This window comes from Brevibacterium linens ATCC 9172 (assembly GCF_900169165.1).
In the GTDB taxonomy this organism is placed as follows: Bacteria; Actinomycetota; Actinomycetes; order Actinomycetales; family Brevibacteriaceae; genus Brevibacterium; species Brevibacterium linens.
On record NZ_FXYY01000007.1, the window covers coordinates 1 to 26,195 of the forward strand.

The following is a 26,195-nucleotide window of genomic DNA, read 5'->3' on the forward strand; positions in this document are numbered from 1 at the left end:
ATGGGCAGACCGAGGTCGACCCGGTCGGGGTGGTGATGCCGCTGACCGCGTGATTCGTAGCCCGACCCCGCTGCTTAATACCAAGTTAAAGGAACTACCGAAGAACACCACGAAAAGGGACTTGACCGAATAGATTTTGCGCTTCCTGAAGATCGGCTGAGAAATCACGGCTCTTCGATGGCGGAACGCGATCAGAATCGTCACCTACAAGCGAAGGTCATCATGTCCTACGACGCGAATGCAGCATACAACTCCGGCACCCCCGGTCAAGGAGCGCCAGGAGCCGGAGTGCCGGTCGGCCAGGGCTATGGGGGGCAGGGCTTCGGTGGAGCGCCACGCGGTGCCGCCAGCCCCGATGACCTCTCGCTGCCGCTCTACGGCGCATCCTTCGGCCAGGCCGTCAAGCGCTTCTTCAAGAACTACGTCAACTTCAAGGGACGCGCCTCGCGCAGCGAGTACTGGTTTGCTGCACTCTTCGTCTTCCTGCTGCTGCTCATCCCGGGGATCTTGTCGGGCATCGGTGCTGCGCAGACGTTGTCGGCTGCCGCCGGCTCGATCGATCCGGCCACCGGGCAGATGAACAGTGTGGCTGCCGGTGGTGGCTCGGTGCTGTCGATGATCGGTGGCACTCTCTCGACACTCATCGGATTGGCGCTCTTCATTCCACAGTTGGCGATCTCGTGGCGCCGTCTCCATGACGCCAATCTCGCTGGACCGTTCTGGTTCCTCGGTCTCATTCCGTTCGTCGGAGGAATCATCTTGATCGTCCTGATGGTCTTGCCGTCCAAGCCCGAGGGGCAGCGCTTCGACGTCTGACTCTCACGGCCTGTGACTCGCTGATGGTCGGCCGGCATTTTCATCAACATCGACACCGATGAGATGATCGGCTGGCCGACCATTCTTGTACGCGATCACTATTTGAGAGTCACCATGTCCTACGACGCGAACGCAGCATACAACTCCGACCCCGACGTGCCCGGCCCAGGAATGCCGGACCCCGGAATGCCTGGCGGACACGGGTACGATGGGCTCGGATATGGCGGAGCGCCTCGCGGTGCTGCCAGTCCCGATGACCTCTCGCTTCCGCTCTACGGCGCGACCTTCGGCCAGGCCGTCAAACGCTTCTTCAAGAACTACGCGAAGTTCTCCGGGCGGGCTTCGCGCAGTGAGTACTGGTTCGCATACCTCTTCACCGTCCTCGTGGGAATCATTCCCATGATTCTGGGGTTTGCCGGGTCGGCGATCGCCGGAATCTCGGCGTCGGGCGACTCATACAATGCCACCCCTCCCGCCGGTGCGACAGCACTCATGGCGACTGCCGGAATCCTGATGCTGGTCGCCTTTTTGGCCACGATCGTTCCGTCCATCGCGGTCTCCTGGCGACGCCTGCACGATGCGAATCTTGCGGGGCCCTTCTACTTTCTCTCGCTGATTCCCTTCGTCGGTGGGATCATCCTCATCGTGCTGATGGTCATGGAATCGAAGCCCGAAGGGCAGCGCTTCGACCGCTGAGCCAGGCACCGGTCTCGGCGCAGATATCTGTGTGAGCATCACGCCCCGCTGCTCACACGTCCTACAGCTGCGCGACCATCACGCCCCGTCAGTGGCATCTTGCACCGTTGCACAGGTGCGAGATGCCGCCGGCGGGGCGTTGTGCTGCCACGAGGACGTATTGCGAGGGCCGACCGATCAGGGTCGGCGGACGGTCCTGATGAATGACGTAACCATGGCGACGAAGACGATTGCCCATACCGCGAGGCTGACCCAGAACCAGTGCTGCCCGATCCACTCGATCGCCGGCACATGATCCGACCGACCCAGGTAGATGCTCGCCACCGCGTACATGCCCACAGGGAAGACCATGCTCCACAACCCGGCCGCATAGGTCATCGGCACCCGGTGGACGAGGTGTTTCCAGATGCCCGCGGCGACGAGCGCCGGGACGAGCCACGTGGCGATCGCCCACAGCAGCGCCGAGGATGCTCCGACCAGTACACGTGTTGCCTCGAGCAGGGGAGTCCCGCCGAGATCGAGGATCCGCGAACCCGCCACGATCGCGATCGCCAGTGCGCCCATCGTCACCCAATACGGGGCATCGAGGTCCTCGGGCCCGAACCGATGTCGAAGCACGCGCACAATGATCGCAATCACGCAGACAATGTAGAGCGACAGACCCACGGCCGACATGACCACCGCTGTGAGCACGAGGAATATGACCAGGCCGGGCGCGGAATCTGAGGTGTTCGGAAGTTCGATCCCCAGGCTCGCGGCGACCACCGCCACTGATTGAGCGGCCACTGCCCACACGAGCCACGTGCCATTCACCCCTGCCGGCACCGGCCGCGTGTGTGACCCGAGGATCGCGGTGAAGGGAATCCCGTACCCGAGCACCAGCCACAGCAGGCCGCCGAGAATGAAGAGGCTGAGCGCAGGCGGAATCATCCCCAGACCGACGAAGCCCGTCCCCAGGATGTTCGTGCCGGCCACCGCGGTGAAGAAACCGAACGCCCGGGAGGGATCATGCAGGTCGGCGCGAACAGCATCGGGATATCGGAGGACCCGCACCACGGTGAGTACGGTGAAGAACACGTACAGGGCGACGGCGAGCCAGAGCAGGCCCACGGACAGCAGATGCCACCCTGCGAGCTCGGCACCGATCGACACGATCCCGGTGGCCATCACCGAGGCGAAGCATCCGGGTGCCAGTGTCGACGGGCTCAGTCCCCACCGTCTGTGCAGTCCGGTGAGGTTGCGATCGACCGTGCTCATTCGCTCCTCATTCTCGTCGCCGTGCGTCGAGGGATATCGACGTGTTCGATACTACGACCCCGCCCTCTGTCATCGCGTTACGGCTCCCGCCTTGCGGAGCCGTGCTGCGATCCCCGCCGAGCAGCCACCCGTGCGGCAGCCCGAGGAGTCCGCTCGAGGGCCTCTGCGCGGATAACCGATGTGCAATTCGCGACATCTGAGCGTTCTCGGCTCACGCTCCCATCATTTTCATGAGAGAATTCATTGGAGTTACCAATAGGTAACTTCGCGTGGAGTCGCCCGCTCCACGCTCCCGCGCGCCGGTAGTGGCGTATTCTGCAGTTACCTGCGCGGTGCAGAGATCTCCGGTACAGACCGGTTCGACAAGGGCACAGACGACTGGGAGCGATGGCTATGGAGAGCACAACGGACACTCTCGCCGAGGACGCCGACATCGACGCGCCAGCGGTCTCGCTGCGCGGTTGGTCCCTGTCCGGAAAACAGGGCGATGTGTTCACCGATATCGACCTCGAGGTGCCGACCGGCGCCATCGCCGTCGTCCGCGGGCCCGCCGGCAGCGGGAAGACCTCCTTCCTGCTGTCCTTGGCTGCCAGGATGCGGGTCTCGGACGGGGAGGGCCGCCTCTGCGATATCGATATCCGCAAGCAGGCCCGCACCGTGCGCGGGCAGGTTGCGGTCGGACATATCGCCGGGCTGACGGACCTTGAGGACGACTTCACGGTCGCTCAACACGTCGCCGAACGACAGATCATGCTGCAGCCCTGGTATAAGCCGTGGGCGTCGAAATCGACATTGCGCGAGGTCATCGGCCTCATCCGGGACACTTTCACCACGGCCGGTGAGATGATCGACGAACTCCCGCCGGGGACGTTCTCGAAGCAGGACGCCCAGCGCGCGGACTTCCTCATCGACGATGACGGAGAGGTATTCGTCTCCGAGCTGAGCGAGCTGCAGAAATTCTTCCTCGAATTCGGGCTGGCAAGCCTCAGCCGCCCACCTGTCGTCGTCATCGACAACATCGACTACCTGCGCGAATCCGCCGACCGAGCCCGCGCTTGGGCCGGGATCCTCATCTACCAGCAGCTGCGCAGATCACGGGATCCCGAGGACCTGCTCACGGTCATCGTCTCCTGCGAGGACTCGAGCGAACTCGACATCGCCACCAGGTCGCTCGGCTCCCGCGCGGAGCCGTCGATTGTCGATCTCGAACTGCCGCCCCACCCTCCCGCTCATCGCGGGTCCAAACACTGAACTTCCTGCCCCACGTACACGAATCCGAGGAGATTCCCGAATGTTCTCCCTGCCCTGGTTAGAACTCTCACGATTCAAACGCCACACGATCACGCGCTTGGCGATGATCGTCATCATCGTCATCCCGTCGATCTACGGCGGGCTGTACCTGGCCTCGAACTGGGACCCGGCCGGGCACCTCGACAAGCTGCAGGCAGCGATCGTCAACGAGGACACCGGTGCCGAGAAGCCCGACTCGGACGGAGAGAAGCTCGACGCCGGTCAGGAACTCGTCGACGAGATCACGCCGAAGGGCGAAGGCGGATTCGACTGGGAGGAGACCAGCCAGGAAGAGGCCGACGAGGGGCTGGCCGAAGGGAAGTACTTCGCGGTCCTCGAGATCCCCTCGGACTTCTCCGAGAAGCTCGTGTCGACCGGCGGTGACGATCCGGAGCAAGCAGGGCTGCGGCTGCGCACCGACGACGCCCATAACTTCATCGTCGGGCAGATGGCCGGGACCATCCTCTCCGAGATCAAGGACGGACTGAGTAAGACGACGACCGCCGAGTACGTCAACCAGGTGTATCTCGGATTCAACGATATCCACTCCGAGACGGAGAAGGCTGCAGACGGTGCGGCCGAACTGCACGACGGAGCAGGCCAGCTCCACGACGGCACCGGAGAGCTCGTGGACGGGACGACGAAGCTCGACAAAGGAATCGGAACGCTGCAGACAGGACTCATCGACCTCGACGACGGTGCGGGAGAGCTGAAGAAAGGCAGCGGCGACCTCGCCGACGGAGCCGATACCCTGGCGAAATCCACCACCGAGGCGAAGAACGGCTCGAAGAAACTCGCCGACGGTGCCGGGCAGGTCGCCGACGGCACCTCCGAGCTGCGTGATACCGCCGATGAAGCCACGAAGAAGGCCGAGGACGTCAAACGCAAGGCTGATGACGTCGTCGACGGGGCGCGGCCGAAGCTCGAGCGCGCCGAGGGTGACTTCGACGATGCCCGGACCACCGTGCGCGGGGACATGGACGAGCGGATCAAGCAGCTGCAGGAGGACTATCCGGACGACCCGAACGTGCAGAAACTCGCCGAGGATGCCGACAGCCTCGGCGAGGACCTCGATTCCGCGCACAAGCGCGCCTCGGATGCCAAGGAAGAAGCCAAGAGCCTCGAGGACAAGCTGACCGACGCGGTCGACGGGGTGATGGACAAGATCCGCACGGCCGATAAGAAGATCGGTCAGCTCGACGACGGAGCGCAGAAGGTCGCGACCGGTGCCGACGACCTCCACTCCGGGCTGATCAAGCTCGACGCAGGTGCGGGAAAGCTCGCCAAGGGAGCCGGTGACCTCCATGACGGTGCCGTCCAGCTCAAGGACGGCACGGCGAAGGCTAAGGACGGAGCCGGTGATCTCAAGGACGGTTCGGAACAGCTCGTTGACGGGTCGACCGAACTCGACAAGGGCGCGGACAAACTCGATGACGGCTCCGGCGAACTCGCCGATGGTCTGCAGAAGGGACTCGAGCAGATCCCGACCTATGACAAGAAGGACCGGGAGAACCGTTCGGATGTCGTGGCTGTTCCCGTCGATGCAGACAAGGTCAAGGACAACGCGGTCGACGCCTACGGCGAGGGACTGTCCGCGTTCTTCGTCTCCTTGGCTCTGTGGATCGGCGGAATGATCACCTATATGGTCATCAACGCCATTCCATATCGGGCGCTGTTCTCATCGGCGACTTCGTCGCGCATCGCCTGGGCCGGCTACGTTCCCGGGCTACTCTTCGGTATCGCTCAAGTCGCAGTCCTCTACGCGATCCTCGCATTCACCTTGGACTTCTCGGCCGGAGCGTGGCTGTGGACGCTGCTGTTCTCGATGCTCGCGGCGGCGTGTTTCCACTCCGTGCACCAGTTGTGTGTCGCGGCCTTGGGCGGTGTCGGCAGACTCGTCGCTCTGGTCCTGCTGATGCTGCAGATCGCTTCGGCGGGCGGGACCTATCCGGTGGAGACGGCACCGAAGATCTTCCAGATCATCTCGCCGTTCCTGCCGATGACGCACGCGGTCAGCGGTCTGCGCACACTCGTTGCCGGTGGTGACATGTTCATCGCAGCCCAGGCGGCCGTGGTCCTGCTGCTGATGACCGCGCTCTCCCTGGTCGCCACAACCGTGGTCTGCAGTCGCAAGCGTATGGTCACGCTCACTCAGCTGCACCCGAGCCTGAGCCTGTAGGCCCGGCCGGTTGCAGGGTCGTGCCTTGGGGTGCGGGCTGCAGAGTTGTTGCAGGGCACAGGGCTGCTACGGACGACAGGCCTGATCGCAGCGCGGGCGTGGCAGCGCGAGCGTGGCCCGTTGCGGGTGCCAGACACTGTCGGCGCATTGTTTGGTCGATCCACGGTGTTTTCGCTGGGCGAAACAACGTGGATCGACCAAACAATCCAGCGAAATCCAGTTGGGAGGTGATCAAGCAACCATCGCCGAGGTGTTTGGGGGTCTCCCGGGTGCAGACTGCGCGTGTCAGCAGAGTAAGGAGTGGGTCGCCTCTGGCGTTGCGGGCGTAGGCGGCGGCTCAGTCGTCGAGGTAGCGCAGGTATCGCTGCGGGTCGTGGAGGAAACGGCGCCAGTGATCGACCATGTCGAGGTCCTCCCACGCGGATTCGCGCAAGCCCCACTCGCCAACCTCGAAGATCTTTGCGTTGTCGGCCCGGGCGAGGATGGGGGAGTGGGTGGCCATGACGGTCTGCAGGCCCTTCCGCTGGCGTTCGCGGATGAGCTGCAGAAGAGTCAGCGAGGCCGTGAACGACAGCGCGCTCTCCGGCTCGTCGAGGATCCACAATCCCAGCTCCATGAAACGGCCCGTGAGCATGTCGACGAACATCTCGCCGTGCGATCGCCGGGCATAATGATGGCCGCGCATCGAGCCGACGCCCATGAGATAGGCCATGTTCTCGTGCATCGTTTCGGCGCGAAGGAAGAATCCGCTGCGATTCGTCGTCGCTCCGCGCACGATCTGCAGGTGTTCACTCAGCTCGGGGGGCGCCTCGACGTGATCGCGCACCTCCCAATCTGAGCCGCCGCCGTGCGGGAGGTCAAGAGCCGTGGCGATGGCCTCGATGATGGTCGACTTGCCTGAGCCGTTCTCGCCGACGAAGACGGTCGTCCGATCGAATTCGAAGCCGGACAGTACGTCGCGAACGGCCGGCAGATCACGCAGCCAAGGGCTCAGCTCCGGAGGGGACAGGGCATGCTCGGCCACAGAACGCAGTGGCAGGTCGACGCGGGGATCCATGCCTGCGACGGTATCGCTCGGCTCCGACACGACCGCGGAGCCTCCGTCTGCATGCCGACCCGAGCCCCAGCTCCCACCGCGGCGACTTCCCTGCTACCCCAGCGCCAGCCGCGCGGCCAGCAGCACGAGCACGACGGCGATGATGACGTCGAGGACCTGCCAGACTCGCGGCCGCCCCAAGTAACGGGAGAGCCCACGGGCGCCGTAGCCGATGACGAGGAACCAGCTGATCGAGCCGAGCATGGCCCCGAACGTGAACGGCCAGACTCCGCCCGGACCCTGCTGGTTCGCGAGGTTGCCGAGCATGACGACGGTGTCGATGTAGACGCCCGGATTGAGGAACGTCAGCGCCAGAGTGGTGAGGATGACGGATTTGAGGGTCCGCTGATGAGTGTCCGCCTTCAGCCCGGTGGCCTCGCGCGCCGATTTCAGGCTCGTCCACGCGAACCACAGCAGGTAGGCCACGCCCAGCCAGCGCAGGACTTCGAGCGCCCACGGCGCCAACAGCACGATCGCCCCGATCCCCACCGTGCCCGCCGCGATGAGCAGCACGTCGGCGACGATGCAGATGGTGACGACGACGCCGAGGTGCTCGCGCCGAATCCCCTGCCGCAGCAGGAGCGCGTTCTGCGGGCCGACGGCGATGATGAGCGACCAGCCGGTGAGGAGTCCGGTGACGAGATGAGTGAGCACGGACCCAACAGTAGAGACCGAATGTTCAGAAGAAAAACAACAGAATATGCATGTGATGCACAATCGCTTCATGAACATCGATCACGTCAAAGCGCTCGCCGCCGCTGTCGACGAAGGCACCGTCGAGGGGGCGGCCTTCGTCCTCGGCATCACTGCCTCGGCGGCGAGTCAGCGCATCCGCACACTCGAGTCCCGCCTCGGGCAGGTCCTCATCCGCCGAACGAATCCGATCACCGTCACCGAGGCGGGGCAGGCGATCCTCCGCTACGCCAGGCAGGTCGAGCTGCTCGAGTCCGAGGCGCTCGACCGGCTGCACGGCATCGACGCCGACTCCCTCGGAGCGGGCGGATCCGGCGACCGGGGTCGTGAGCCCACGGTGCTCCGGGTGGGGGTGAATGCCGATTCGATGGCGACGTGGTTTCGCCCGATATTCGCCGAGGCGGCCGGCTGGGACGATGTCGTCCTCCGCATCGAGATGGTCGACCAGGACAAAGCGCTGCCGCTCTTGGCATCGGGAGAGGTGCTCGGCACGATCACCTCGACGTCGACCGGCGGATACGGGACGACGGTCGCCGAGCTCGGGGCGATGCGCTACACCGCCGTGGCCGAACGCTCCCTGATCGATCGGCATTCCACCGGCACCGAGGCGGACCTGACGAGGCTGCCGATGGTGAACTTCGGGAAGGACGACGACCTGCAGTTCGAGTTCCTCCGCCGCTGCGGAGTCGACGGTCGGCCGCCGATGTCGGTCGTACCGGGGTCGGCGGAGTTCGCGGCCTCAGTGGAGGCGGGCCTCGGTTGGGGGATGGTGCCGGTCATGCAGCTCGACGAACTCGACGCCGACCTCGTCGAGATCGGCACCGAGCCGCATATCGACGTCCCGCTGTACTGGCACCACTGGACTCTGGCATCGGACAAACTCTCGCGACTGACCGAGGCGCTGCGCCGCGCGGCCGCCGATATGCGGTGAGTGGGTGAGGCCGGCGTGCGGTGAGTCTCTGCTGGGCCGCTCAGGAGCTGAGGAGCTTGTCGATCGTCCATTTGACCTGTTCATGTGCAGCGTCGACCGTCATGGTCTCGGGCGAGATGATCGAATGCAGCGCGATGCCGTCGATGGTGGTGAATAGCGTTGTGGCGGTTGGCTCCACCTCGGCGGGGTCGATGTGTCCCTCCTCGGCGAGCAGATTCAGCCACCGATGCAGGCTGTCATAAGTGACCCGGTGGCCATGTTCGAGGAGTCGACGGGACACGGCCCGCTTCTCGGCGCCGAGAGCGTGCAGGTGCATGGAGAACCAGGTTTCGAGCTGCACGTCCCGATGCTCATGAGTCGGCAGAAACTGGGCACAGCACTCATAGAGCCGGTCGGCTGGGGCGCGGGCCGCATCGTCGATGGAGAAATCCTTGACGACGGTGTCGATGGAACGCAGCGCGACCGCCTCGTGGAGGTCTGCCTGGGTGGGGAAGTAGTGGCGCAGCGTCGACGGTCCGACCCCTGCTTCCTTGGCCACAGCGCGCACGCTGAGGTTCGCCTCGCCGGGCCCCGACCGTTCCGCCAGTCGGATGGCCGCGGTGATGATGTCGTCTCGCTTCGACAACCGAGCTCCTTGCGTCATTGACATCGGTGCTTTGCCTCAGTGTATAGTACATTGTACTAGTACGGTGTACTAAAGCGTGAAGAGGCGCGGCAGGAACAGTGTGCTGACCCGACCAGAGGACCCCAACGGAAGAAGAGAGAGCCCTCATGATCGACAGTCTGCAGGAATTCGCCGGAAGTTTCCCCGACTGGCTGCAGTGGGCGGGCGTTCTGCTCGTCTCAGCCATTCCCTTCGTCGAGTCGTACTTCGGCTCCGTGATCGGCGTGGCAATCGGCTTGCATCCCGTCGTCGCAATACTGGTGGCCGTCATCGGCAACGTCATTTCAATGCTCGCCTTCGTCTACGGAGCCGGTGCGATCAGGGACAGGGCGACGAAGAACAAAGAGGTCGAGGAGAAGCCGAAGCGTCAGCGGCTCAAGCGCATGTTCGACAGATTCGGCGTGCCGGGAGTCTCGTTGCTGGGCCAGACTCTCCTGCCCTCGCAGATCACCTCATCGGCAATGGTCGGATTCGGTGCGAATCGCAATGTCGTGGCCATCTGGCAGATCATCTCGATCATCCTCTGGGGCATCCTCTTCGGTGTGCTCGCCACCCTGGGCGTCGAATACGCACTGCGCTGAGCCCAAGGCGGTCCTGACCGAGCCCCGTCTCGATGTGCTGACCACATTGTGATGCGGCGCGGGGAGCGGCCCGCGATGTCAGTGCCTCCACCTAGACTGACCCCATGACGGAATCCACCCCGACATCCCCACCCGCTGCCGGCTCTTCCGGCACGCCTGACGACTTCGCGATCGAGGCGCAGCGCATCCTCGCCGAGCTCACCGCGAACCCGACCGCGCGGTTCCGCGATGGCCAGCTCGAGTCCATCCGCGACCTCGTGCAGGGCAAGAAACGCGTCCTCGTCGTCCAGCGCACCGGCTGGGGCAAGTCGGCCGTGTACTTCGTCGCCACCCGTATGCTCCGGGCCTCGGGCACCGGGCCGAGCCTCATCATCTCCCCGCTGCTGGCGCTCATGCGCGACCAGATCTCCGCAGCCGAACGCGCCGGGGTCCGCGCCGCCAGCCTCAACTCATCGAACGTCACCGAATGGGACTCCGTGCTCGAGGACCTCAAAGCCGGCAGCCTCGACGTCCTCCTCGTCTCCCCGGAGCGGCTGAACAATCCGCAGTTCCGCGACGAAGTGCTGCCGCAGCTGCTGGCCTTCCTCGGCCTCATCGTCGTCGACGAAGCCCACTGCATCTCCGATTGGGGCCACGATTTCCGCCCCGACTACCGCCGCATCGGCAGGATCCTGTCCGAACTGCCTCGCGATACCCCGGTGCTCGCGACGACGGCAACCGCAAACTCCCGCGTCGTCGCCGACGTTGCCGAACAGCTCGGCGATGACACCACCGTCGTCCGCGGCGAACTCGCCCGCGATTCCCTGCGTCTCGGAGTCCTCAGCGGGCTCGACGCCAGTGCCCGCATCGCCTGGCTGGCCTCGCACCTGAACGACTTCACCGGGTCCGGCATCGTCTACACGCTCACCGTCTCTGCCGCCGAGGACATCACCCGAATGCTGCGCGAACAAGGCCACGAGGTCCGCGCCTATACGGGCCGGACCGATGCAGAAGAGCGCGCCGAACTCGAACAGCAGCTCAAGGACAACCGCCTCAAGGCACTGGTGGCCACCTCGGCGCTGGGCATGGGATTCGACAAGCCCGACCTCGGATTCGTCATCCACATCGGCGCGCCCTCCTCGGCCGTGGCCTACTACCAGCAGGTCGGTCGCGCCGGCCGCGCCACGGACTCCGCCGACGTGCTCCTGCTGCCGGGCGCGGAAGATGAGCAGATCTGGGAGTACTTCGCGACCGCGTCGATGCCGAACCAGGATGACGCGAATGCCGTGCTCGCAGCCCTCGCTGAGGCGGACGGACCCCTGTCCGTGGCTCGCTTGGAGACCTTGGTCGGAACCAAACGCTCCCGACTCAACCTGCTGCTCAAGACCCTCGAGGTCGAAGACGCCGTGACGAAGGTCAAGGGCGGGTACGTCTCGACCAGGTTGGGGTGGACGTATGACCGGGAACGCTATGAGAAAGTGGCGGCCGTCCGAGCCGAAGAGGCCCAGGCCATGCTCGACTATGAGGCGACCGGGCAGTGCCGGATGGAGTTCCTCATCCGTCAGCTCGACGATCCCGATCCGCAGCCCTGCGGTCGCTGCGACAACTGCGCGGGAGTGTGGTTCTCCGCCGAGATCTCTGACGAACAGCGTCAGGCAGCGGCCGGAAACCTGCACAAGATCGGCCTGCCCATCGAGCCGCGCAGCACCTGGCCCAGCGGGCTGGCCAATATCGGCGTCCCGCTCAAGGGCCGGATCCCGGCCGAGGAACTCGCCGAGGAGGGGCGCGCGATCGCGCGGCTGTCCGACCTCGGGCAGGGGCAGACCCTCCGGGCGTTCCTTGCTCCGGATGCTCCCGACGCCGAGGTGCCCGGTCAGATCGGCAAGTGGTGCCTCGAAGTCCTGGCGCAGTGGGATTGGAAAACTCGGCCCGAGGTGGTCGTATCGATCCCGAGCAACCGCCGTCCCGTGACGGTGCGGTCTCTGGCCGCGAACCTTGCGGCGGCCGGCCGTCTCATCGACGGTGGCGAACTGCTGCAGGTCGGCGACCACGGCACCCCCGATGTCAACAGTGCCTTCCGCGTCAGAGACCTCTACGAGGCGTTCGTTGTTCCTCCGGAAGTCGAGGAGGCAGTGGCCGGGAATTCCGTGCTGCTCGTCGACGACGAGGTCGTCTCGCGGTGGACGATGACGGTGTGTGCACGATTGCTGCGCAAGGCGGGAGCCACCTCGGTGCTGCCGTTCGCGCTCGCTCTGCGGGCCTGAGGTGGCTGGGCGCGACGTCGAAAATCGCTGCGGCGACGACTCCTCAGCTTGCGGCTTGAGGAGATCGCCGCCACAGCGGTGCGACACGATCGGTGTCAGTCACGGTCGGTTCAGCGACGGACGGACTGCGACCGTGCGCAACTGAGCCGGGCCGCCTCGGTAATGGTCACAGATTCTGCTGCAGCTGGAACGTCGCACCCTCCGGGTCGGTGACCGTGACGATGCGACCGTACGGGGAGTCTTCGGGACCGGCGAGCACTGTGCCGCCGAGCTCGGTCACCTTCGCGGCAGAGGCATCGGCGTCTTCGACGTTGAAGTAGGTGCGCCAGTAGGAGTTCTGTGCCCACTGACTGGCATCACAGATTCCGGCCACAGCCTCGTCGCCGTCGCCGTGTGTCGAGTACGGGAAGCCCTCCATCGGGGTGATGTCGAATGAGAAGACCTTGGCATAGAAATCATTGGCCGCCTGATAGTTCGTCGTCATGAGTTCGAACCACACGGGAGTTCCCGGAGTGAGCGGAGTATCGAAGCCGGAGAACTCACCGGGCTGCCACATGCCGATGGGTGATCCCGTCGGATCGACGACGACAGCCATCTGACCGAGCGGGCCGACGGGCATGGGGCCGACGACTTCGGCCGCTCCGGCGCCCAGCGCAGCCTGATAGGTTCCGGCGATGTCGCCAGTGTGCAGGTAGGTCGACCAGGCTGTGGGCATCTCCGGACTAGGGGTGCCGTCCATGTTCATGGCTCGCATGGCGCCGCCGACGTTGCCTCCGTCCTTCGTGATCATGTTGTAGTGGCCGAAGTCCTCACCCATGTCGGTGAATTCCCAGCCGAAGAGCTGAGTGTAGAAGTTCTGGGCGGCCTCGAAGTCCTGGCAGACATAGTCGATCCAGATCGGCTGGCCTTCGCGGGGGTTGGCAGGCATTGCGTCTCCTCGTGTGATGGGTGGAGGTGAGTTGCAGTGAATGATGCCGACGGCAGGGGGATGACCCTACCGCCAAGCGCGCGTGAAATCCGCGAAGCAGTCGGTCAGCGCCGCCTGCAGAAGCGGACCGAAGGTCACGCGCCCGACCCCGAGTTCAGCGAGCTGAGAGAGGTCGAGTTCTTCGGGCACCGCGCCCTTGATCGGGTGCGCGGTGACATTGAGCGGCAGAGTGATCTGCGCGAGGATCGACGTGAGCGTGCCCACATCGGGCAGCCGGACGGGATAGACGGAGTCCGCGCCGGCTTCCGTGCACAGACGAAGGCGGCGGACCACCTCGGCGGTGGGGTCGTCGAAGTCGCCCGGATACTTGAACACATCGGTGCGGGCATTGATGACCACATGGACCCGCTGCGCTTCCGCGGCTTGGCGCAGGCTCCAGATGTATTCGGCGTGCTCTTCGGGACTGCGCATGCTGCCGCGACTGTGGACCGTGTCCTCGATGTTCACACCGACGGCTCCGGCATCGAGGAGACCGGCGATGAGTTCGGGGGCGGGGGTGTCGTACCCGGATTCGAGATCCGCGGTGACAGGAACATCCACCGCCGAGGTGATCCGGGAGATTCCCTCGAGAGCCTGCTCGAGCGTCATCTGCTCACCGTCGCCGTGGCCGAGCGAATCGGCGAGCGGATGGGATCCGATGCTCAGCGCATTGAAACCGACGTCGACCATCGCGCGAGCCGACCAGGCATCCCAGATGGTCGGCAGCACGAGGGGTTCGTCCTGGTGATGTCCCTGCAAGAGGGTGAAAGCGCGTTCGGCGAGAATCGTGTAGTCGACCATGGTCAATACTTTTCCACTGTTGTGCCTCGACACGCCAGGGGTCGGACCGGTTCACCAGAAGGTTTCAGGCGGGCGCAGTGATAGCGTGACCACCATCCGATGTCGCCGTACGGAGGAGCACAGGTGGCCGGTTCGGGCACCATCCGCGTTTCGCCCAAACCCGAGCGGGTGTGGGCACTTCTCGCCGTGCTCGCCGCCATCGCCACGATCCTCATCGAGATTCCCGCAGCTTTGCTGTCCGAAGGCGGCTACTCTTTCGCCCAGCAGCCCATCAGCCACCTGGGAATGACCGGATGCGGGGATTGGGGAGACGCGGAAACCCCGATCGAGGTCTGCTCACCTGCCCATCCCTTCGTCAACGGCGTCTCCATCATCGCCGGATCGATGCTCGCGATCATCGCCTTCATCTGGCACGACTGGATCGCCCCGAGTCGTTGGGGCAGGTGCGGGTCCTTCCTGCTCGCCGCCGGCGGAATGCTGTTGGCCGGAACCGGGATGGTCCCCGCCGATATCGATCCGAGGCTGCACGCCGTCTTCGGAATCGGCGGATCCGCAATCCAGAATCTCGGTCTGCTCTCCGCAGGCATTGCCTTGATCCGGTGGACCGAGAAACGTTGGATCGGTCCCGTCGAATTCGGCGGGCTCACTCTCGGACTGGGCGTTTTCGGTCTCGCCGGAGCACTGTTCCTGGCCGCTCCCGAGACCTGGAACCTGCCCGTCGGCATCGTCGAGAGAGCCGCGTCCTACCCGTTCCTCATCTGGTTCATCCTCGCCGGATGGATGCAGCTGCGCGACGCCTCCAGGCGAAAACGCGATCTCGCCTCCGGGAGATGAGATTCTACAGCCGCGGAGTCCGCGGCGGCGCTTGGCGACGGTCGCCCGTCGCCTCGAACGCCGCTGCGATCTCGATGAGCGCAGCATCGTCCCAACCGCGTCCGGCGATCGTCAGACCCACGGGAATCCCGGTATCGGACATGGTCCCCATCGGCACCGTCACCGAGGGAATGCCCAGATGTCGGGGCACGAGGTTGCCGTTGGCCACCCACGTGCCGTTGCGCCATCCCAGGTCCGCCGACGCTTCGTCGACGTCCATGTCCGCCGGTCCCACATCGGCCATCGCCGGGAAGACCACCGCATCGAGGCCGTGCTCATCCATCCACTCCTCGAGGTCGACCCGGCGGGTCTCCTCGAGCCCGCGCAGACCGGATGCGAGCTCGGGGATCTCCGTGACCGCGGCGTACCGGTTCGTCCGCACCTGCTCCGGGTAGGTCGTGATGTCATCATCGAAGCCGACGTAGCGGTCTGGCAGTGCACCGGGAGGATGGGGGAAGATCAGGGCTCCGTCCACCTCGGCGAGGGTGGAAAGGTTCGGGTCGCCGTTCGCGGCGAGGAAATCGTCCCACCCCCACGACGAGAGGTCGTTGATCTCCCGATCGAGGTAGTCGGCGGTGACGAACCCGCGCGTCGCGATCGTCGGGGCACCGGGCCGGTCGCCTTCGTAGTTGCTCACGACCGGGAAGTCGGTCTCGACCACCTCGGCGCCGGCCGATTCGAGATCGGCTCGCGCTGCCTGCCAGGCCTCCATCACCGAGGCGCGCGTCTCGACTCGTTGTCCGGTAGGCCCGCCGATCCCGCCGTCCGGGTTCGTCCCGGCCTCAGGATCGGCGTTGATGTACATCCGCGGCACCCCGAGCCGTTTGCCGGCCAATACTGTCTGTGCCACCGCGACCGATTCCGGCAGCAGCGCAGCATAGGAGTCCGGACGCACCATGCTCGACTTCGGGATCTCCACCCACGGCTGGACGCGCCAGAAGTCCCCGCGAGTCTGCTCGTCATCGGCGACGATGACGTCGAGGACCTCAGCGAGGTCGGCCATGGAACGGGTGTGCGGAACGACGACGTCCATGGTCGGCACGAGCGGCCAGTTTCCGCGCACGCTGATGGCCCCACGCGAAGGCGTGTAGGCGATGAGCGCATTGTGCGAGGCCGGAGCGCGACCCGATGACCACGTCTCCTCACCGAGCCCGAAAGCCCCGAAGCTCGCCGAGGTGGCTGTGCCCGAGCCGTTCGAGGAACCGGAAGCGAAAGCGCTGGTCAGCCAGTCAGCGTTGTACGGACTCTCGGCGCGACCGTAGAGTCCGCGCTGCATTCCGCCGTTGGCCATCGGCGGCATGTTCGTCAGCCCCAGGCAGATGGCACCGCCGGCACGCAGCCTCTCGATCGTGAACGCGTCCTTCTGCGCGATGAGGTCGGCGAAGGCCGGCGACCCGGAGGCCACCGTGAGGCCTGCGACCATGTAGCTGTCCTTCGCGGTGTACGGAATCCCGTCAAGGGGGCCGAACGTCTCACCTGCTGCGCGCCGTTCGTCGGAGGCGGCCGCCTCGGTCAGCGCTTGCGGATTCTTCACGATCACGGAGTTGAGCTTCGTAACGGTGTCGGGGCCGTCGAAGGCCGCGATCCGGTCCTGATAGGCCTCGACGAGCTCGACCGAGGTGGTACGGCCGTCCTCGAGGGAGGCTCGCAGATCGGCGATGGACGCTTCGACGACATCGAACTTCGACATGATCTTCCTCCGGGCACTCGGCGGTGCGTGCGCGATATGGGTGTGTTCCTGCCCAGAGTAGCGCCGATTCGACGAGGATGGGCTGCGGATTTCGTTGCCCGAGGTCCCGCGAAACCAAATTCTATAAGTTGTAGAATGGGGGTGGAGATAGTCTCCGAGCAGTTCCCCACTGAGGCAGTCGCAAGGATGTGTTGACATGCCGCGAAGAGTGAACGATTTTCGAGGACTGGCCGAGGTCAGCCGAGTCCTGCTGCTGGGCGCTGTGCAGAACCACCCGGGCAGCCGACTCAAAGAGCTCGCCGAAGAGGCCGGTCTGCACATCAACACCGCCCGTGACCACCTGCGAGTGCTCATCGACGAAGGATTCGTCTACCTGCAGTCCGAATCGACAGGGGAGCGGGGGCGGCCGCCGATGGTCTACCATCCGGTCGACGATCCGGAGTCGAACGCGGCCGCAGCCGAACGCATCGCTCGCGCTCGCGAACACCACGAAGTGCTCTGCCTCCTCGCGCCCGGAGCCGAACTGAGGCCGGCGGAGCTCGACGAACTGGGCGACGAAGCAGGTGCCCAATTCGATCTGCTCTACGAACATCTCGACGATTCGGGAATGGAGCCCGAGCCCGATTCAGAGGACCTGCGGATCTCGCTGGCACCGTGCCCGCACTATCGGATGGTCGGCGAGGAGCGCGCGATCGCCTGCGGTATTCACGCGAAGATCGTCAGAGACCTCCTCAGCCAGGTGCCGGGACCGCTCGAACTCGACCGCCTGCAGCCCTATGTCGAAGAGACCCGTTGCCAGATCCTGCTTCGCGAACACCGATGCCCGAATCCGCTCGATGCCGAAAGCGCTGAAACAGAAGGCACTGAAGCCGAAGCGTCCGATGCGGAAGGGGCCGATACCGAAAGGGCCGATGGCGAAAAAGGCGAAGGCGACCGCCCGCGATGACCGTCAGTCTCGATTGACCGTCCGTCCCCCTTTCGCCTGTCTCAGTAGTCGATGGTCTCCCAGCCGCGACGCTGGGGCTGACGTTGCCTGTCCTTCGACCGATAGATGATGTACGGCCTGGTCAGGTATCCCAGTGGTGCGGCGAAGACGTGGACGAGTCGGGTGAAGGGCCACAGCGCGAAGATGAGGATCGCTGCGAGCACGTGCACTTGGAATCCGATCGGGGCGGTCGACATGAGGGCGATATCGGGTTGGAATGCCCAGAACTGTCGGAACCATACGGACACGCCCTCCCGGTAGTCGTACCCGCCGAGTGCCGAGTCGAAGATCGTCGAATAGACCCCGGCGAGGATGACGACCGAGAGCATGAGATACATGAGTTTGTCGAGCCGGGTGGTCGCACCGAACACCCGATTGTTCGTTCTGCGACGGTAGATGAGCAGGACCAGCCCGCCGACCGTGGCCGCAGCTGCGCCGAGCCCGATCGTGATCGCCATGAAGTGATACATGTGATCGGTGATGCCCACCGCCGCAGTCCACGACTTCGGAATCACCAGGCCGACGACGTGGCCGAGGAAGACGAAGATGATTCCGTAGTGGAACAGCGGGGAACCGATGCGCAGGAGCTTCGACTCGTAGATCTGCGACGACCGCGTCGTCCAACCGAAGCGGTCACGTCGGAACCGCCAGATATGACCGAGGATGAACACGGCCAACGCCATGTAGGGGATGATCACCCACAGGAACGTCTCGAGCACCGTCGGTGAGTTCATGATCGCTCTCCTGTCACGTCCGTCAGCGGGATGAATGTCTGTTTGCCACCGGCCGAACACGGTCCCGCAGCCGCCCCAGACGACACCGAGGCAGCCGCCGTCATCGCCGCGGTGGTCTCGGCCGCGCTCGGCGGAAGATCGCCGTATCCTCCGAGTCCGTCGAGTCCCACCGTCTCCGTGGCCGGTCCTTCGGCAGCGAGCCGTTCGACGGCATGGATGTCGTCTCCGTCGAGGGCGGGCAGGGTGCCGCAGACCGCGCGGATGGTTCCGGCCCAGGGCGAGCCGATCTCGTCGAGGTGGAGACGCAGCAGTTCGATCCCGGCCCGGTTGGACAGCAGGATCCGCACCCCGGCGCGAAGATCGTGCCCGGCGGCGAACTCGAGCACATAGGTGAGATGGTCAGGCAGCTGTGATTCGTCCATGTCGAGCCCTGCCGCCCGGTAGATCTCCTTGATCTCCAACAGCGCCTGCCCGCGCTTGCGCGTGTCGCCGTTCGAGAAATAGGTAAGGAACAGACAACCGCGCCGCCTGGTATCGAAGGTTTCGACATAGTCGGCGCGCAGTCCGATGGGATCACCGGCACCGAGGTGGCCGATCGTCTCGTCCAGATCGTCCTTGAGATGATCGGGGACTCCCGCCTGGTCGAGCAGCGCAGAGATCTGAGGCAGCCGTTCGAGCAGATCGTCACCGGGGTAGTCGATGAGCCAGGATGCCGCCGCGAAGACGGCATGCAATGCCGAATCGTCGATTCCCGGGGCAGTCTGTCCGCCCGACTCGGCATGGTCGGCGGCGCGTTTCGTCCATTTGGACAGGAACTTCAGAGGTCGGTACATCGTCAGGCCCCTGCCGGTCCGTCGACGGTCGGGAACAGGCCGGTCGGACGCCCCTTCCCGTCCCAGTTGAGCAAGTTGAGCCGACCACGCAGATGCGAGCGTTCTCCCTCGTCCTCTGCGCTGCGTTCGGCCAGCGGGTCCGACATCCCAGAGGTGCCCGCAAATCCTCTGGAGGCGACATCGGGCATCTCGTTCATGCCCGGTCCGCCGTCGGCATTGAGCGGGCAGTCCGTGCCGATGCCTTCGAGACTGTGGGCCTGCTCGGAGTGGCCGGCGGGGATGACATAACGTTCGTCGTACTTCGCGATCGCCAGCAGTCGGTACATCTCCTCCATCGACTCCGGAGTCATCCCCACGGCATGGGGTATGCGCACATCGGGCTCGATGCCCATATTGATATCGCGCATGAATGCCCGCATCGCTGCCATTCGGCGGAGCACATCGGCGACGACATCCGTATCCCCGGCGGTGAACAGGTTCGCGAGGTATTCGATGGGGATGCGCAGCTCATCGATCGCGGCGAAGAGGTTGACGGCGTTCTCCGCGTCGTAGCCGGTGTCCTTGACGACGTCGACGACCGGCGACAGCGGCGGGATGTACCAGACCATCGGCATCGTCCTGTACTCCGGATGAAGCGGCAGCGCGAGGTCGTATTCCTTGATGAGCTTGTACACCGGGGACCGCTGGGCGGCCATGATCCAGTCGTGCGGAATGCCTGCCCGCTCGGCGGCATCCATGACATCCGGATCATGTGGGTCGAGGATGAGGTCCTTCTGCGCGGCGAAGAGGTCCTTCTCATCGGGGACCGACGCCGCCTCGGTGACTTTATCGGCGTCATAGAAGACCAGCCCGATATAACGCAGGCGACCCACACAGGTCTCCGCACAGACAGTCGGCTCACCGTTTTCGATGCGCGGATAGCAGAACGTACATTTCTCGGCCTTGCCGGTGCGGTGATTGAAGTAGATCTTCTTGTACGGGCATCCGGAGATGCACATCCGCCAGCCACGGCAGGAGTCCTGGTCGACGAGCACGATCCCGTCCTCCTCGCGTTTGTAGATCGCACCAGATGGGCAGGAGGCGACGCAGGAGGGGTTGAGGCAGTGTTCGCAGATGCGCGGCAGGTAGAACATGAAGGTCTCTTCGAACTCGAGTTTGACCTTGTCGCCGATCGACTTGAGCATCGGATCGAGATCGGCCTTGGCATACGTCCCGCCGAGGTCGTCATCCCAGTTGCCCGACCACTTGATGTCCATCCGCTCGCCGGTGAGCAGGGACTTCGGCGGCGCCGTGGGAATGTGCTTCTGCTCCGGAGCCGAGAGCAGGTTGTCGTATTCGTAACTCCACGGCTCGTAGTAGTCCTCGATGCCCGGCAGCTTCGGATTCGAGAAGATGGACGCGAGCTTCTTCAGCTTGCCGCCGGCCTTGAGCTTGAGCCGGCCGTTCCTGCTCAGCGCCCAGCCGCCCTGCCACTTCTCCTGATCCTCGTAGCCGCGCGGGTAGCCCTGCCCGGGCCGGGTCTCGACATTGTTGAACCACACGTATTCGGTGCCCTTGCGGTTCGTCCACGCCTGTTTGCACGTGACCGAGCATGTGTGGCAGCCGATGCATTTGTCGAGGTTCATCACCATCGCCATCTGCGCCATGATTCTCATCAGTGTGCCTCCTGTCCCCGAGTCGGTGTCTGGTGCTGATCGTCTGTGTGGGCCACGGCTGCTCAGTACTCCACGTTCTGGTTGCTGCGACGCCGGATCACGGTCACCTCGTCGCGCTGATTGCCTGTGGGCCCGTAGTAGTTGAAGGCGAACGACAGCTGGCCGTACCCACCCACGAGGTGAGTCGGCTTGATCATGATCCGTGTCAGGGAGTTGTGGATGCCTCCGCGCTGTCCGGTCGTCTCAGTGAGCGGAACATTGACCGTTCGCTCCTGCGCGTGGTGCATGAACGCCGTCCCCTGCGGCATCCGATGGGACACGACGGCGCGGGCGGCTACGACGCCGTTGCGGTTGATCGCCTCGATCCAGTCGTTGTCGGCGATGCCGACCGCCTCGGCGTCCTCGACGCTCATCCAGATCGTCTGCCCGCCGCGGCCGAGGCTCATCATGAAGAAGTTCTCCTGATACATCGAGTGGATCGCCCATTTGTTGTGCGGGGTCAGGTAGCGCACCGCGATCGCGGTGCCGTCCGAGTCGCCGATCTGCGGTTCGCCGAACAGAGCATTCATGTCCAGGGGCGGGCGGAACGTCGGCAGTGCGTCCCCCATCTCCATGAACCAGTCATGGTCGACGTAGAACTGATAGCGTCCGGTCAGTGTGTGCCAGGGTTTGAGCCGCTCCACATTGATTGTGAAGGGCGAGTAGCGGCGTCCGCCGGACTCGGAGCCCGACCACTCCGGGGAGGTGATCACCGGCACGGGGGCAGCCTTCGCATCCTCGAAGGAGACCTGTTTGCCCTCGTGCTCGGCGGAGAGATCTGCCAGCTTCTGCCCGGTGCGCCGCTCGAGGGTGGTGAAGCCCTCGGTGGCCATCAGCCCGTTCGTCGTGCCGGACAGACCGAGGATGTAGTCGGCGGCGCGCCGGTCGGTGTCCAGTCGCGGCTGGCCCTTGCCCGCACCTTTGCTCGCGACTCCGTTGAGCCGACGCAGCCGTTCGACGTGATGATCGACGTCATAGCGGATGCCGCGGGCGTTCATCCCCTGGGACTCGAGCAGCGGACCGATCGAGGTGTACTTGTCGTGGATGGCGGTGTAGTCGCGTTCGACCTCGACGAGTTTGGGCATCGTCTTGCCCGGCACCGGTTCGCATTCGCCGAACTTCCAGTCCTTGACCCGTCCGTGCGGGGTGTTCAGGGCGTCCGGGCTGTCGTGCTGGAGCGGTTGGGCCACGACATCCGTTCGCGTGCCCAGGTGAGTGCGGGCGAGCTCGGAGAACTTCTCGGCGATCGTCGCCCAGGTCTCCCAATCGTTGCGTGACTGCCACGGTGTGGAGATCGCCGGGTTGAACGTGTTGACGAAGGGATGCATGTCCGTCGTCGACAGGTCGTGCTTCTCGTACCAGGTGGCCGCCGGCAATACGACGTCCGAATGCAGCGTCGTCGTGGTCATCCTGAAATCCAGGGTCAGGAGCAGGTCGATTTTGCCCTGGGGAGCATCCTCGCGCCAGTCGACGTCGCGCGGTCGCAGATTCTCAGGCGTCTCCTCGGCGGAGACCGAATTGTCGACACCGAGCAGGTGCTTGAGGAAGTACTGGTCGCCCTTGGCGGAGGAACCCAATGTGTTCGCCCGCCACATCGACCAGATGCGCGGATAGTTGTTCCGCGCATCCGGGTCCTCGACGGCGAAGCGAAGCCTTCCGGCCTTGAGCTCGTCGACGATGTGCTCGGCACTGGTCTTGCCCGCCTGGTTGGCCGCCTCGGCGATGTCGAGGGGATTGTCGTCGAAGGTCGGATAGTACGGCTGCCAGCCCAGACGCGCGGATTGAGCGACGGCATCGGCGGTCGACATCCCTGTGAACTTTCCGTGTCCGGCCCGCGCCGAGAGCATATCGGCCCCGAACTGGTCATAGCGCCACTGATCGGTGTGCATGTACCAGTACGTCGTCTGCGTCATCTGCCGCGGCGGGCGCACCCAGTCCAGGGCATTGGCCAGGTGCAGCCATCCGGTGAAGGGACGGATCTTCTCCTGGCCGACGTAATGGGCCCAGCCGCCGCCGTTGACTCCCTGCGTTCCGCACAGCGTGGTCAGGGTGAGGAAGGTGCGGTAGGTCTGATCCGAGTGGAACCAGTGGTTCGTGCCCGCACCCATGATGATCATCGACCGGCCCTTCGAGTCCCGCGCATTGGCGGCGAATTCGCGGCCGATGCGGGCTGCTGCCTGCCACGGCACTCCCGTGATCGCCTCCTGCCAGGCCGGGGTGTTCGGGCTCGTCGCATCCTCATAGTTCTCCGCCCACGTCCCGGGCAGGCCGGGCCGCCCCACCCCGTATTCGGCGAGCATGAGGTCGAAGACCGTGGTCATGACCCTCTCGCCGAGGCGGACGACCGGAACCCCGCGCGTGATCTCGTCAATCTCGCCTTGGGCAGCGGTATCGAAGCGCGGCAGCGTGACCTCGACGGCATCGCGGATGCCGTCGGTCGCCTCGGCGATGGACAGGGCCGGGTCGATGTCCTCGAGGTCGAGGTTCCACTTGCCTTCGCCGTCGGCGGCGAAGCGGTGGCCCAGGGTGCCGTTGGGCACGGCCGGTGAGTTCGTGGCCTTGTCCCACAGGGCGGGTTTGAAGTCGGCATCCTCGGTGTCGGCCTCGGACGTGGCTGCGGAGCCGAGATCGGTGGCGGTGACGAAGCGGCCCGGTCGAAATCCACCGGTCTCGTCGGGTTCGAGCTCGACGAGGAACGGCAGGTCAGTGTACTTGCGGACATAGCCGTCGAAGTAGTCCGTCGTCGCGTCGACGAAGAATTCCTTGAGGATGACATGGCCCATGGCCATCGCCAGGGCGCCGTCGGTGCCGGTGGCCGGTGCCAGCCATTCGTCGGCGAACTTCACGTTCTCCGCATAATCCGGGGCGATGGAGATGACCTTCTGGCCGTGGTAGCGGGCTTCGGCCATCCAGTGGGCGTCCGGGGTGCGGGTCAACGGAACATTCGACCCCCACATCATCAGGTAGGAGGAGTTCCACCAGTCACCGGACTCGGGCACGTCGGTCTGGTCGCCGAAGACCTGTGGGGACGCCGGCGGCAGGTCGGCGTACCAGTCGTAGAACGACAGCATCGAGCCGCCGATGAGCTGGTGGAACCGGGCTCCGGAGGAGAAGGAGACCGGGCTCATGGCCGGAATGGGGGAGAAGCCGGTGGTGCGGTCGGGTCCGAGGTATTTCACGGTATAGACGTAGGCGGCGGCGACGATCTCGACGGCTTCGGCCCACGTCGCGCGCACGAGTCCGCCCTTGCCGCGGACTGATTTGTAGCGGCGGGCCTTGACCGGGTCCTCGACGATGGACTTCCACGCCAGCACTGGGTCGTGGCCGTTGGCGGCCTTGGCTTCGCGGAAGAGCCGCAGCAGTGCGCCGCGGACATAGGGGTAGCGGACTCGGGTGGGGGAGTAGGTGTACCAGGAGAACGAGGCTCCGCGAGGGCAGCCGCGCGGTTCGTATTCGGGCATGTCCGGGCCCGGGCTGGGATAGTCCGTGGCCTGGGACTCCCACGTGATGAGTCCGTCCTTGACGTAGACGTGCCAGGAGCACGAACCCGTGCAGTTGACCCCGTGGGTGGAGCGGACGACTTTGTCGTGTGACCAGCGGTTGCGATAGAAGGAGTCGCCCTGCCGCCCGCCGGAGTAGTGGATCTCGCGCTTGTCCTCGCTCATCGTCGCCCGAGGGGTGAAGAACTTCCGGCTTCCGATGAGCGTGTCCATGAGCGAGTTGTCGGTGCCCGGACGGACGGCCTCCGGCGGCGAGGAATCGGTCGGCGTGTACTGGTTTCTGCCCTGCGCCGTATTCTCGGTGGTCATGACCGTGTCTCCTTGTCGTCGTCGCTGATACCCGAACCCGTCGGGTCGCTGTCGGTTCCGGCGCGCTCTGCGCTCGAGCCGGCGCTGGGGGCTGCCGCGGCGGAATCATGATGGTCCACGGCTTCGGCCGTCGTCGGCGGGTTGGCGCCGATCCAGAGTGTGATGAGGAGCGCGATGACCGTGAAGCCGGCGAGCAGCAGCAGACCCAGCGAGTAGTCGTGGGTCGCCGACCACATCGCTCCCAGCAGGAGCGGCGGGACGAATCCGCCCAGTCCGCCGGCAGCGCCGACGAAGCCCGTGATCGAGCCGACTCTTGCAGGATCCGAGCGCTGCGCGATGAGCGCGAAGGTCGCACCGGAGGCCAGTCCGAAGCCTGCCGACATCGCAATGAACTCTGAGCTGTAGACGATGAACTCCACGGGGTGGAAGGACAGGGCGATGGCGCAGATGGCGACGAGTGAGTAGGCCACGCCGAGGGCCTTCACCGCCCCGAGGCGATCGGCGAGGATTCCGCCCAGCGGGCGGGTGATGACTGCGACGATGACGAAGCCGGCCATGCGCAGGGATGCATCGGCGGGTTCGAGGCCATAGTCGTTGTTGAGGTAAGTCGGCAGGTAGACGGAGAAAGCGACATAGCCGCCGAAGGCGAGAGCGTAGAGATAGGCAGCCTGCCAGGTCAGCTTGACCGACAGCGTCTGTCCCAGGGTGGTGATGAGGTTCTGGCGCACAGGCTGCCAGTCGGGTGGATTGCGCATCAACGTGAAAGCCAGGAGCGCGTAGATGACGAGGACGACGGCTGCGACCACGAAGGGCAGCTGCGGCCAGATGTTGTACAGGGGCACGGTAGTGAAGGCCGCGATCGCGGTACCGCCCATGCCCATGCCGTAGACGCCGATGGCTGAACCGCGGGACTCCTTGGGGAACCAGCGATTGACGTAGGGGACGCCGACGGCGAAGCTCGTGCCGGCGACGCCGAGGAAGAATCCGCCGACGATGAGCGTGGCGTAGTTGTACTGGCCGATGAAGCCGACGAAGAGCACCGGAATGACCGTGATGAGGGCGATGAATGACATCATGAAACGTCCGCCGAGGCGGTCGGTCAGCGCTCCCACGACAATTCGTCCCAGCGAGCCGACGAGGACGGGCACGGCGACGAGCAGCGCCGAGTCGTCGGTGAGTTTCTCCTCGACGAAGTGTGGTCCCAGGGGGCTGATGAGCGACCAGGCCCAGAACGTCACAGTGAAGCCGACGGTAGCGAAGATCAGTGCTCTGGTCCGCTGCGCATTCGTAGCCGAAGCAGGTGATCCGGCGGTCGATGGTTGATGCATCTCAGGCTGTGACATATTCTGCCCCTCCACGACGA

The 26,195-nt window shown here is 64.8% G+C and carries 21 protein-coding genes; 9 read left to right on the plus strand and 12 right to left on the minus strand.

Going from position 1 to position 26,195, the window contains the following annotated elements; genetic code table 11:
• The first annotated feature begins 222 nt into the window (after positions 1–222).
• Both BLIN9172_RS07320 and BLIN9172_RS07325 read left to right on the plus strand, forming a co-directional pair.
• Positions 223–816: a DUF805 domain-containing protein gene (locus tag BLIN9172_RS07320; protein ID WP_170286939.1), complete on the plus strand. Its 594-nt coding sequence runs from the start codon at positions 223–225 to the stop codon at positions 814–816.
• A gap of 114 nt (positions 817–930) precedes the next feature.
• On the plus strand, positions 931–1,512 hold the full coding sequence (locus BLIN9172_RS07325; protein WP_170286940.1) for a DUF805 domain-containing protein: 582 nt from the start codon (positions 931–933) through the stop codon (positions 1,510–1,512).
• 177 nt (positions 1,513–1,689) lie between these two features.
• Here BLIN9172_RS07325 and BLIN9172_RS07330 read toward each other — a convergent pair whose 3' ends face one another.
• The gene (locus BLIN9172_RS07330; protein WP_101554472.1) at positions 1,690–2,769 is read right to left on the minus strand and encodes a tellurite resistance/C4-dicarboxylate transporter family protein; all 1,080 of its coding nucleotides are present in this window, start codon (positions 2,767–2,769) and stop codon (positions 1,690–1,692) included.
• A 393-nt stretch (positions 2,770–3,162) separates the two neighbouring features.
• Here BLIN9172_RS07330 and BLIN9172_RS07335 point away from each other — a divergent pair, with 393 nt between their 5' ends.
• Together BLIN9172_RS07335 and BLIN9172_RS07340 are read left to right on the plus strand one after the other, a co-directional pair.
• Positions 3,163–4,020 carry an ATP-binding cassette domain-containing protein gene (locus tag BLIN9172_RS07335; protein WP_145997934.1) on the plus strand — a complete coding sequence of 286 codons (858 nt, stop codon included), beginning with the start codon at positions 3,163–3,165 and terminating at the stop codon, positions 4,018–4,020.
• Positions 4,021–4,060: 40 nt separating this feature from the next.
• Positions 4,061–6,238, plus strand: coding sequence for a YhgE/Pip domain-containing protein (locus BLIN9172_RS07340; RefSeq protein WP_101554473.1), 2,178 nt, complete (start codon positions 4,061–4,063; stop codon positions 6,236–6,238).
• Positions 6,239–6,575: 337 nt separating this feature from the next.
• Here the strand turns inward: BLIN9172_RS07340 and BLIN9172_RS07345 are convergent, their stop codons facing one another.
• Both BLIN9172_RS07345 and BLIN9172_RS07350 read right to left on the minus strand, forming a co-directional pair.
• On the minus strand, positions 6,576–7,325 hold the full coding sequence (locus BLIN9172_RS07345) for an AAA family ATPase (RefSeq protein ID WP_240812181.1): 750 nt from the start codon (positions 7,323–7,325) through the stop codon (positions 6,576–6,578).
• 63 nt (positions 7,326–7,388) lie between these two features.
• Positions 7,389–7,988, minus strand: a complete 600-nt coding sequence (locus BLIN9172_RS07350) for a LysE/ArgO family amino acid transporter (protein ID WP_240812182.1) — start codon at positions 7,986–7,988, stop codon at positions 7,389–7,391.
• 70 nt (positions 7,989–8,058) lie between these two features.
• Here BLIN9172_RS07350 and BLIN9172_RS07355 point away from each other — a divergent pair, with 70 nt between their 5' ends.
• A complete protein-coding gene (locus BLIN9172_RS07355; protein ID WP_101554475.1) occupies positions 8,059–8,958 on the plus strand; it encodes an ArgP/LysG family DNA-binding transcriptional regulator in 900 nt (299 codons plus the stop codon).
• Positions 8,959–8,998: 40 nt separating this feature from the next.
• Here BLIN9172_RS07355 and BLIN9172_RS07360 read toward each other — a convergent pair whose 3' ends face one another.
• On the minus strand, positions 8,999–9,583 hold the full coding sequence (locus tag BLIN9172_RS07360; protein WP_101554476.1) for a TetR/AcrR family transcriptional regulator: 585 nt from the start codon (positions 9,581–9,583) through the stop codon (positions 8,999–9,001).
• Positions 9,584–9,729: 146 nt separating this feature from the next.
• Here BLIN9172_RS07360 and BLIN9172_RS07365 point away from each other — a divergent pair, with 146 nt between their 5' ends.
• A complete protein-coding gene (locus BLIN9172_RS07365) occupies positions 9,730–10,203 on the plus strand; it encodes a hypothetical protein (protein WP_101554477.1) in 474 nt (157 codons plus the stop codon).
• 104 nt (positions 10,204–10,307) lie between these two features.
• Entirely contained in the window at positions 10,308–12,446 is a 2,139-nt protein-coding gene (locus tag BLIN9172_RS07370; protein WP_101554478.1) for a RecQ family ATP-dependent DNA helicase, read from the plus strand.
• A gap of 166 nt (positions 12,447–12,612) precedes the next feature.
• Here BLIN9172_RS07370 and BLIN9172_RS07375 read toward each other — a convergent pair whose 3' ends face one another.
• Both BLIN9172_RS07375 and BLIN9172_RS07380 read right to left on the minus strand, forming a co-directional pair.
• Positions 12,613–13,374, minus strand: coding sequence for a VOC family protein (locus BLIN9172_RS07375; protein ID WP_101554479.1), 762 nt, complete (start codon positions 13,372–13,374; stop codon positions 12,613–12,615).
• Between the two features lie 66 nt (positions 13,375–13,440).
• On the minus strand, positions 13,441–14,214 hold the full coding sequence (locus BLIN9172_RS07380; protein WP_101554480.1) for an isocitrate lyase/PEP mutase family protein: 774 nt from the start codon (positions 14,212–14,214) through the stop codon (positions 13,441–13,443).
• A gap of 99 nt (positions 14,215–14,313) precedes the next feature.
• On the opposite strand from BLIN9172_RS07380, the gene BLIN9172_RS07385 reads away from it, so the two are divergent.
• Positions 14,314–15,048, plus strand: a complete 735-nt coding sequence (locus BLIN9172_RS07385; RefSeq protein WP_101554481.1) for a DUF998 domain-containing protein — start codon at positions 14,314–14,316, stop codon at positions 15,046–15,048.
• A gap of 4 nt (positions 15,049–15,052) precedes the next feature.
• On the opposite strand, the gene BLIN9172_RS07390 is transcribed toward BLIN9172_RS07385, so the two are convergent.
• On the minus strand, positions 15,053–16,777 hold the full coding sequence (locus tag BLIN9172_RS07390) for an amidase (RefSeq protein WP_101554482.1): 1,725 nt from the start codon (positions 16,775–16,777) through the stop codon (positions 15,053–15,055).
• Positions 16,778–16,985: 208 nt separating this feature from the next.
• On the opposite strand from BLIN9172_RS07390, the gene BLIN9172_RS07395 reads away from it, so the two are divergent.
• On the plus strand, positions 16,986–17,723 hold the full coding sequence (locus BLIN9172_RS07395; protein ID WP_170286941.1) for a helix-turn-helix domain-containing protein: 738 nt from the start codon (positions 16,986–16,988) through the stop codon (positions 17,721–17,723).
• 41 nt (positions 17,724–17,764) lie between these two features.
• On the opposite strand, the gene narI is transcribed toward BLIN9172_RS07395, so the two are convergent.
• The 5 genes from narI to BLIN9172_RS07420 form a co-directional block, all read right to left on the minus strand.
• Entirely contained in the window at positions 17,765–18,496 is a 732-nt protein-coding gene (gene narI, locus BLIN9172_RS07400) for a respiratory nitrate reductase subunit gamma (RefSeq protein WP_101554484.1), read from the minus strand.
• Positions 18,493–19,329: a nitrate reductase molybdenum cofactor assembly chaperone gene (gene narJ, locus BLIN9172_RS07405; RefSeq protein ID WP_101554485.1), complete on the minus strand. Its 837-nt coding sequence runs from the start codon at positions 19,327–19,329 to the stop codon at positions 18,493–18,495. Before narJ ends, narI begins: the two co-directional genes overlap by 4 nt.
• 2 nt (positions 19,330–19,331) lie before the next feature.
• The gene (gene narH, locus BLIN9172_RS07410; protein WP_025778444.1) at positions 19,332–20,984 is read right to left on the minus strand and encodes a nitrate reductase subunit beta; all 1,653 of its coding nucleotides are present in this window, start codon (positions 20,982–20,984) and stop codon (positions 19,332–19,334) included.
• A gap of 62 nt (positions 20,985–21,046) precedes the next feature.
• Entirely contained in the window at positions 21,047–24,832 is a 3,786-nt protein-coding gene (locus tag BLIN9172_RS07415; RefSeq protein WP_101554486.1) for a nitrate reductase subunit alpha, read from the minus strand.
• Positions 24,829–26,175 carry an MFS transporter gene (locus tag BLIN9172_RS07420; RefSeq protein WP_240812183.1) on the minus strand — a complete coding sequence of 449 codons (1,347 nt, stop codon included), beginning with the start codon at positions 26,173–26,175 and terminating at the stop codon, positions 24,829–24,831. The genes BLIN9172_RS07415 and BLIN9172_RS07420 overlap by 4 nt, the downstream gene beginning before the upstream one ends.
• Between the last annotated feature and the right edge of the window lie 20 nt (positions 26,176–26,195).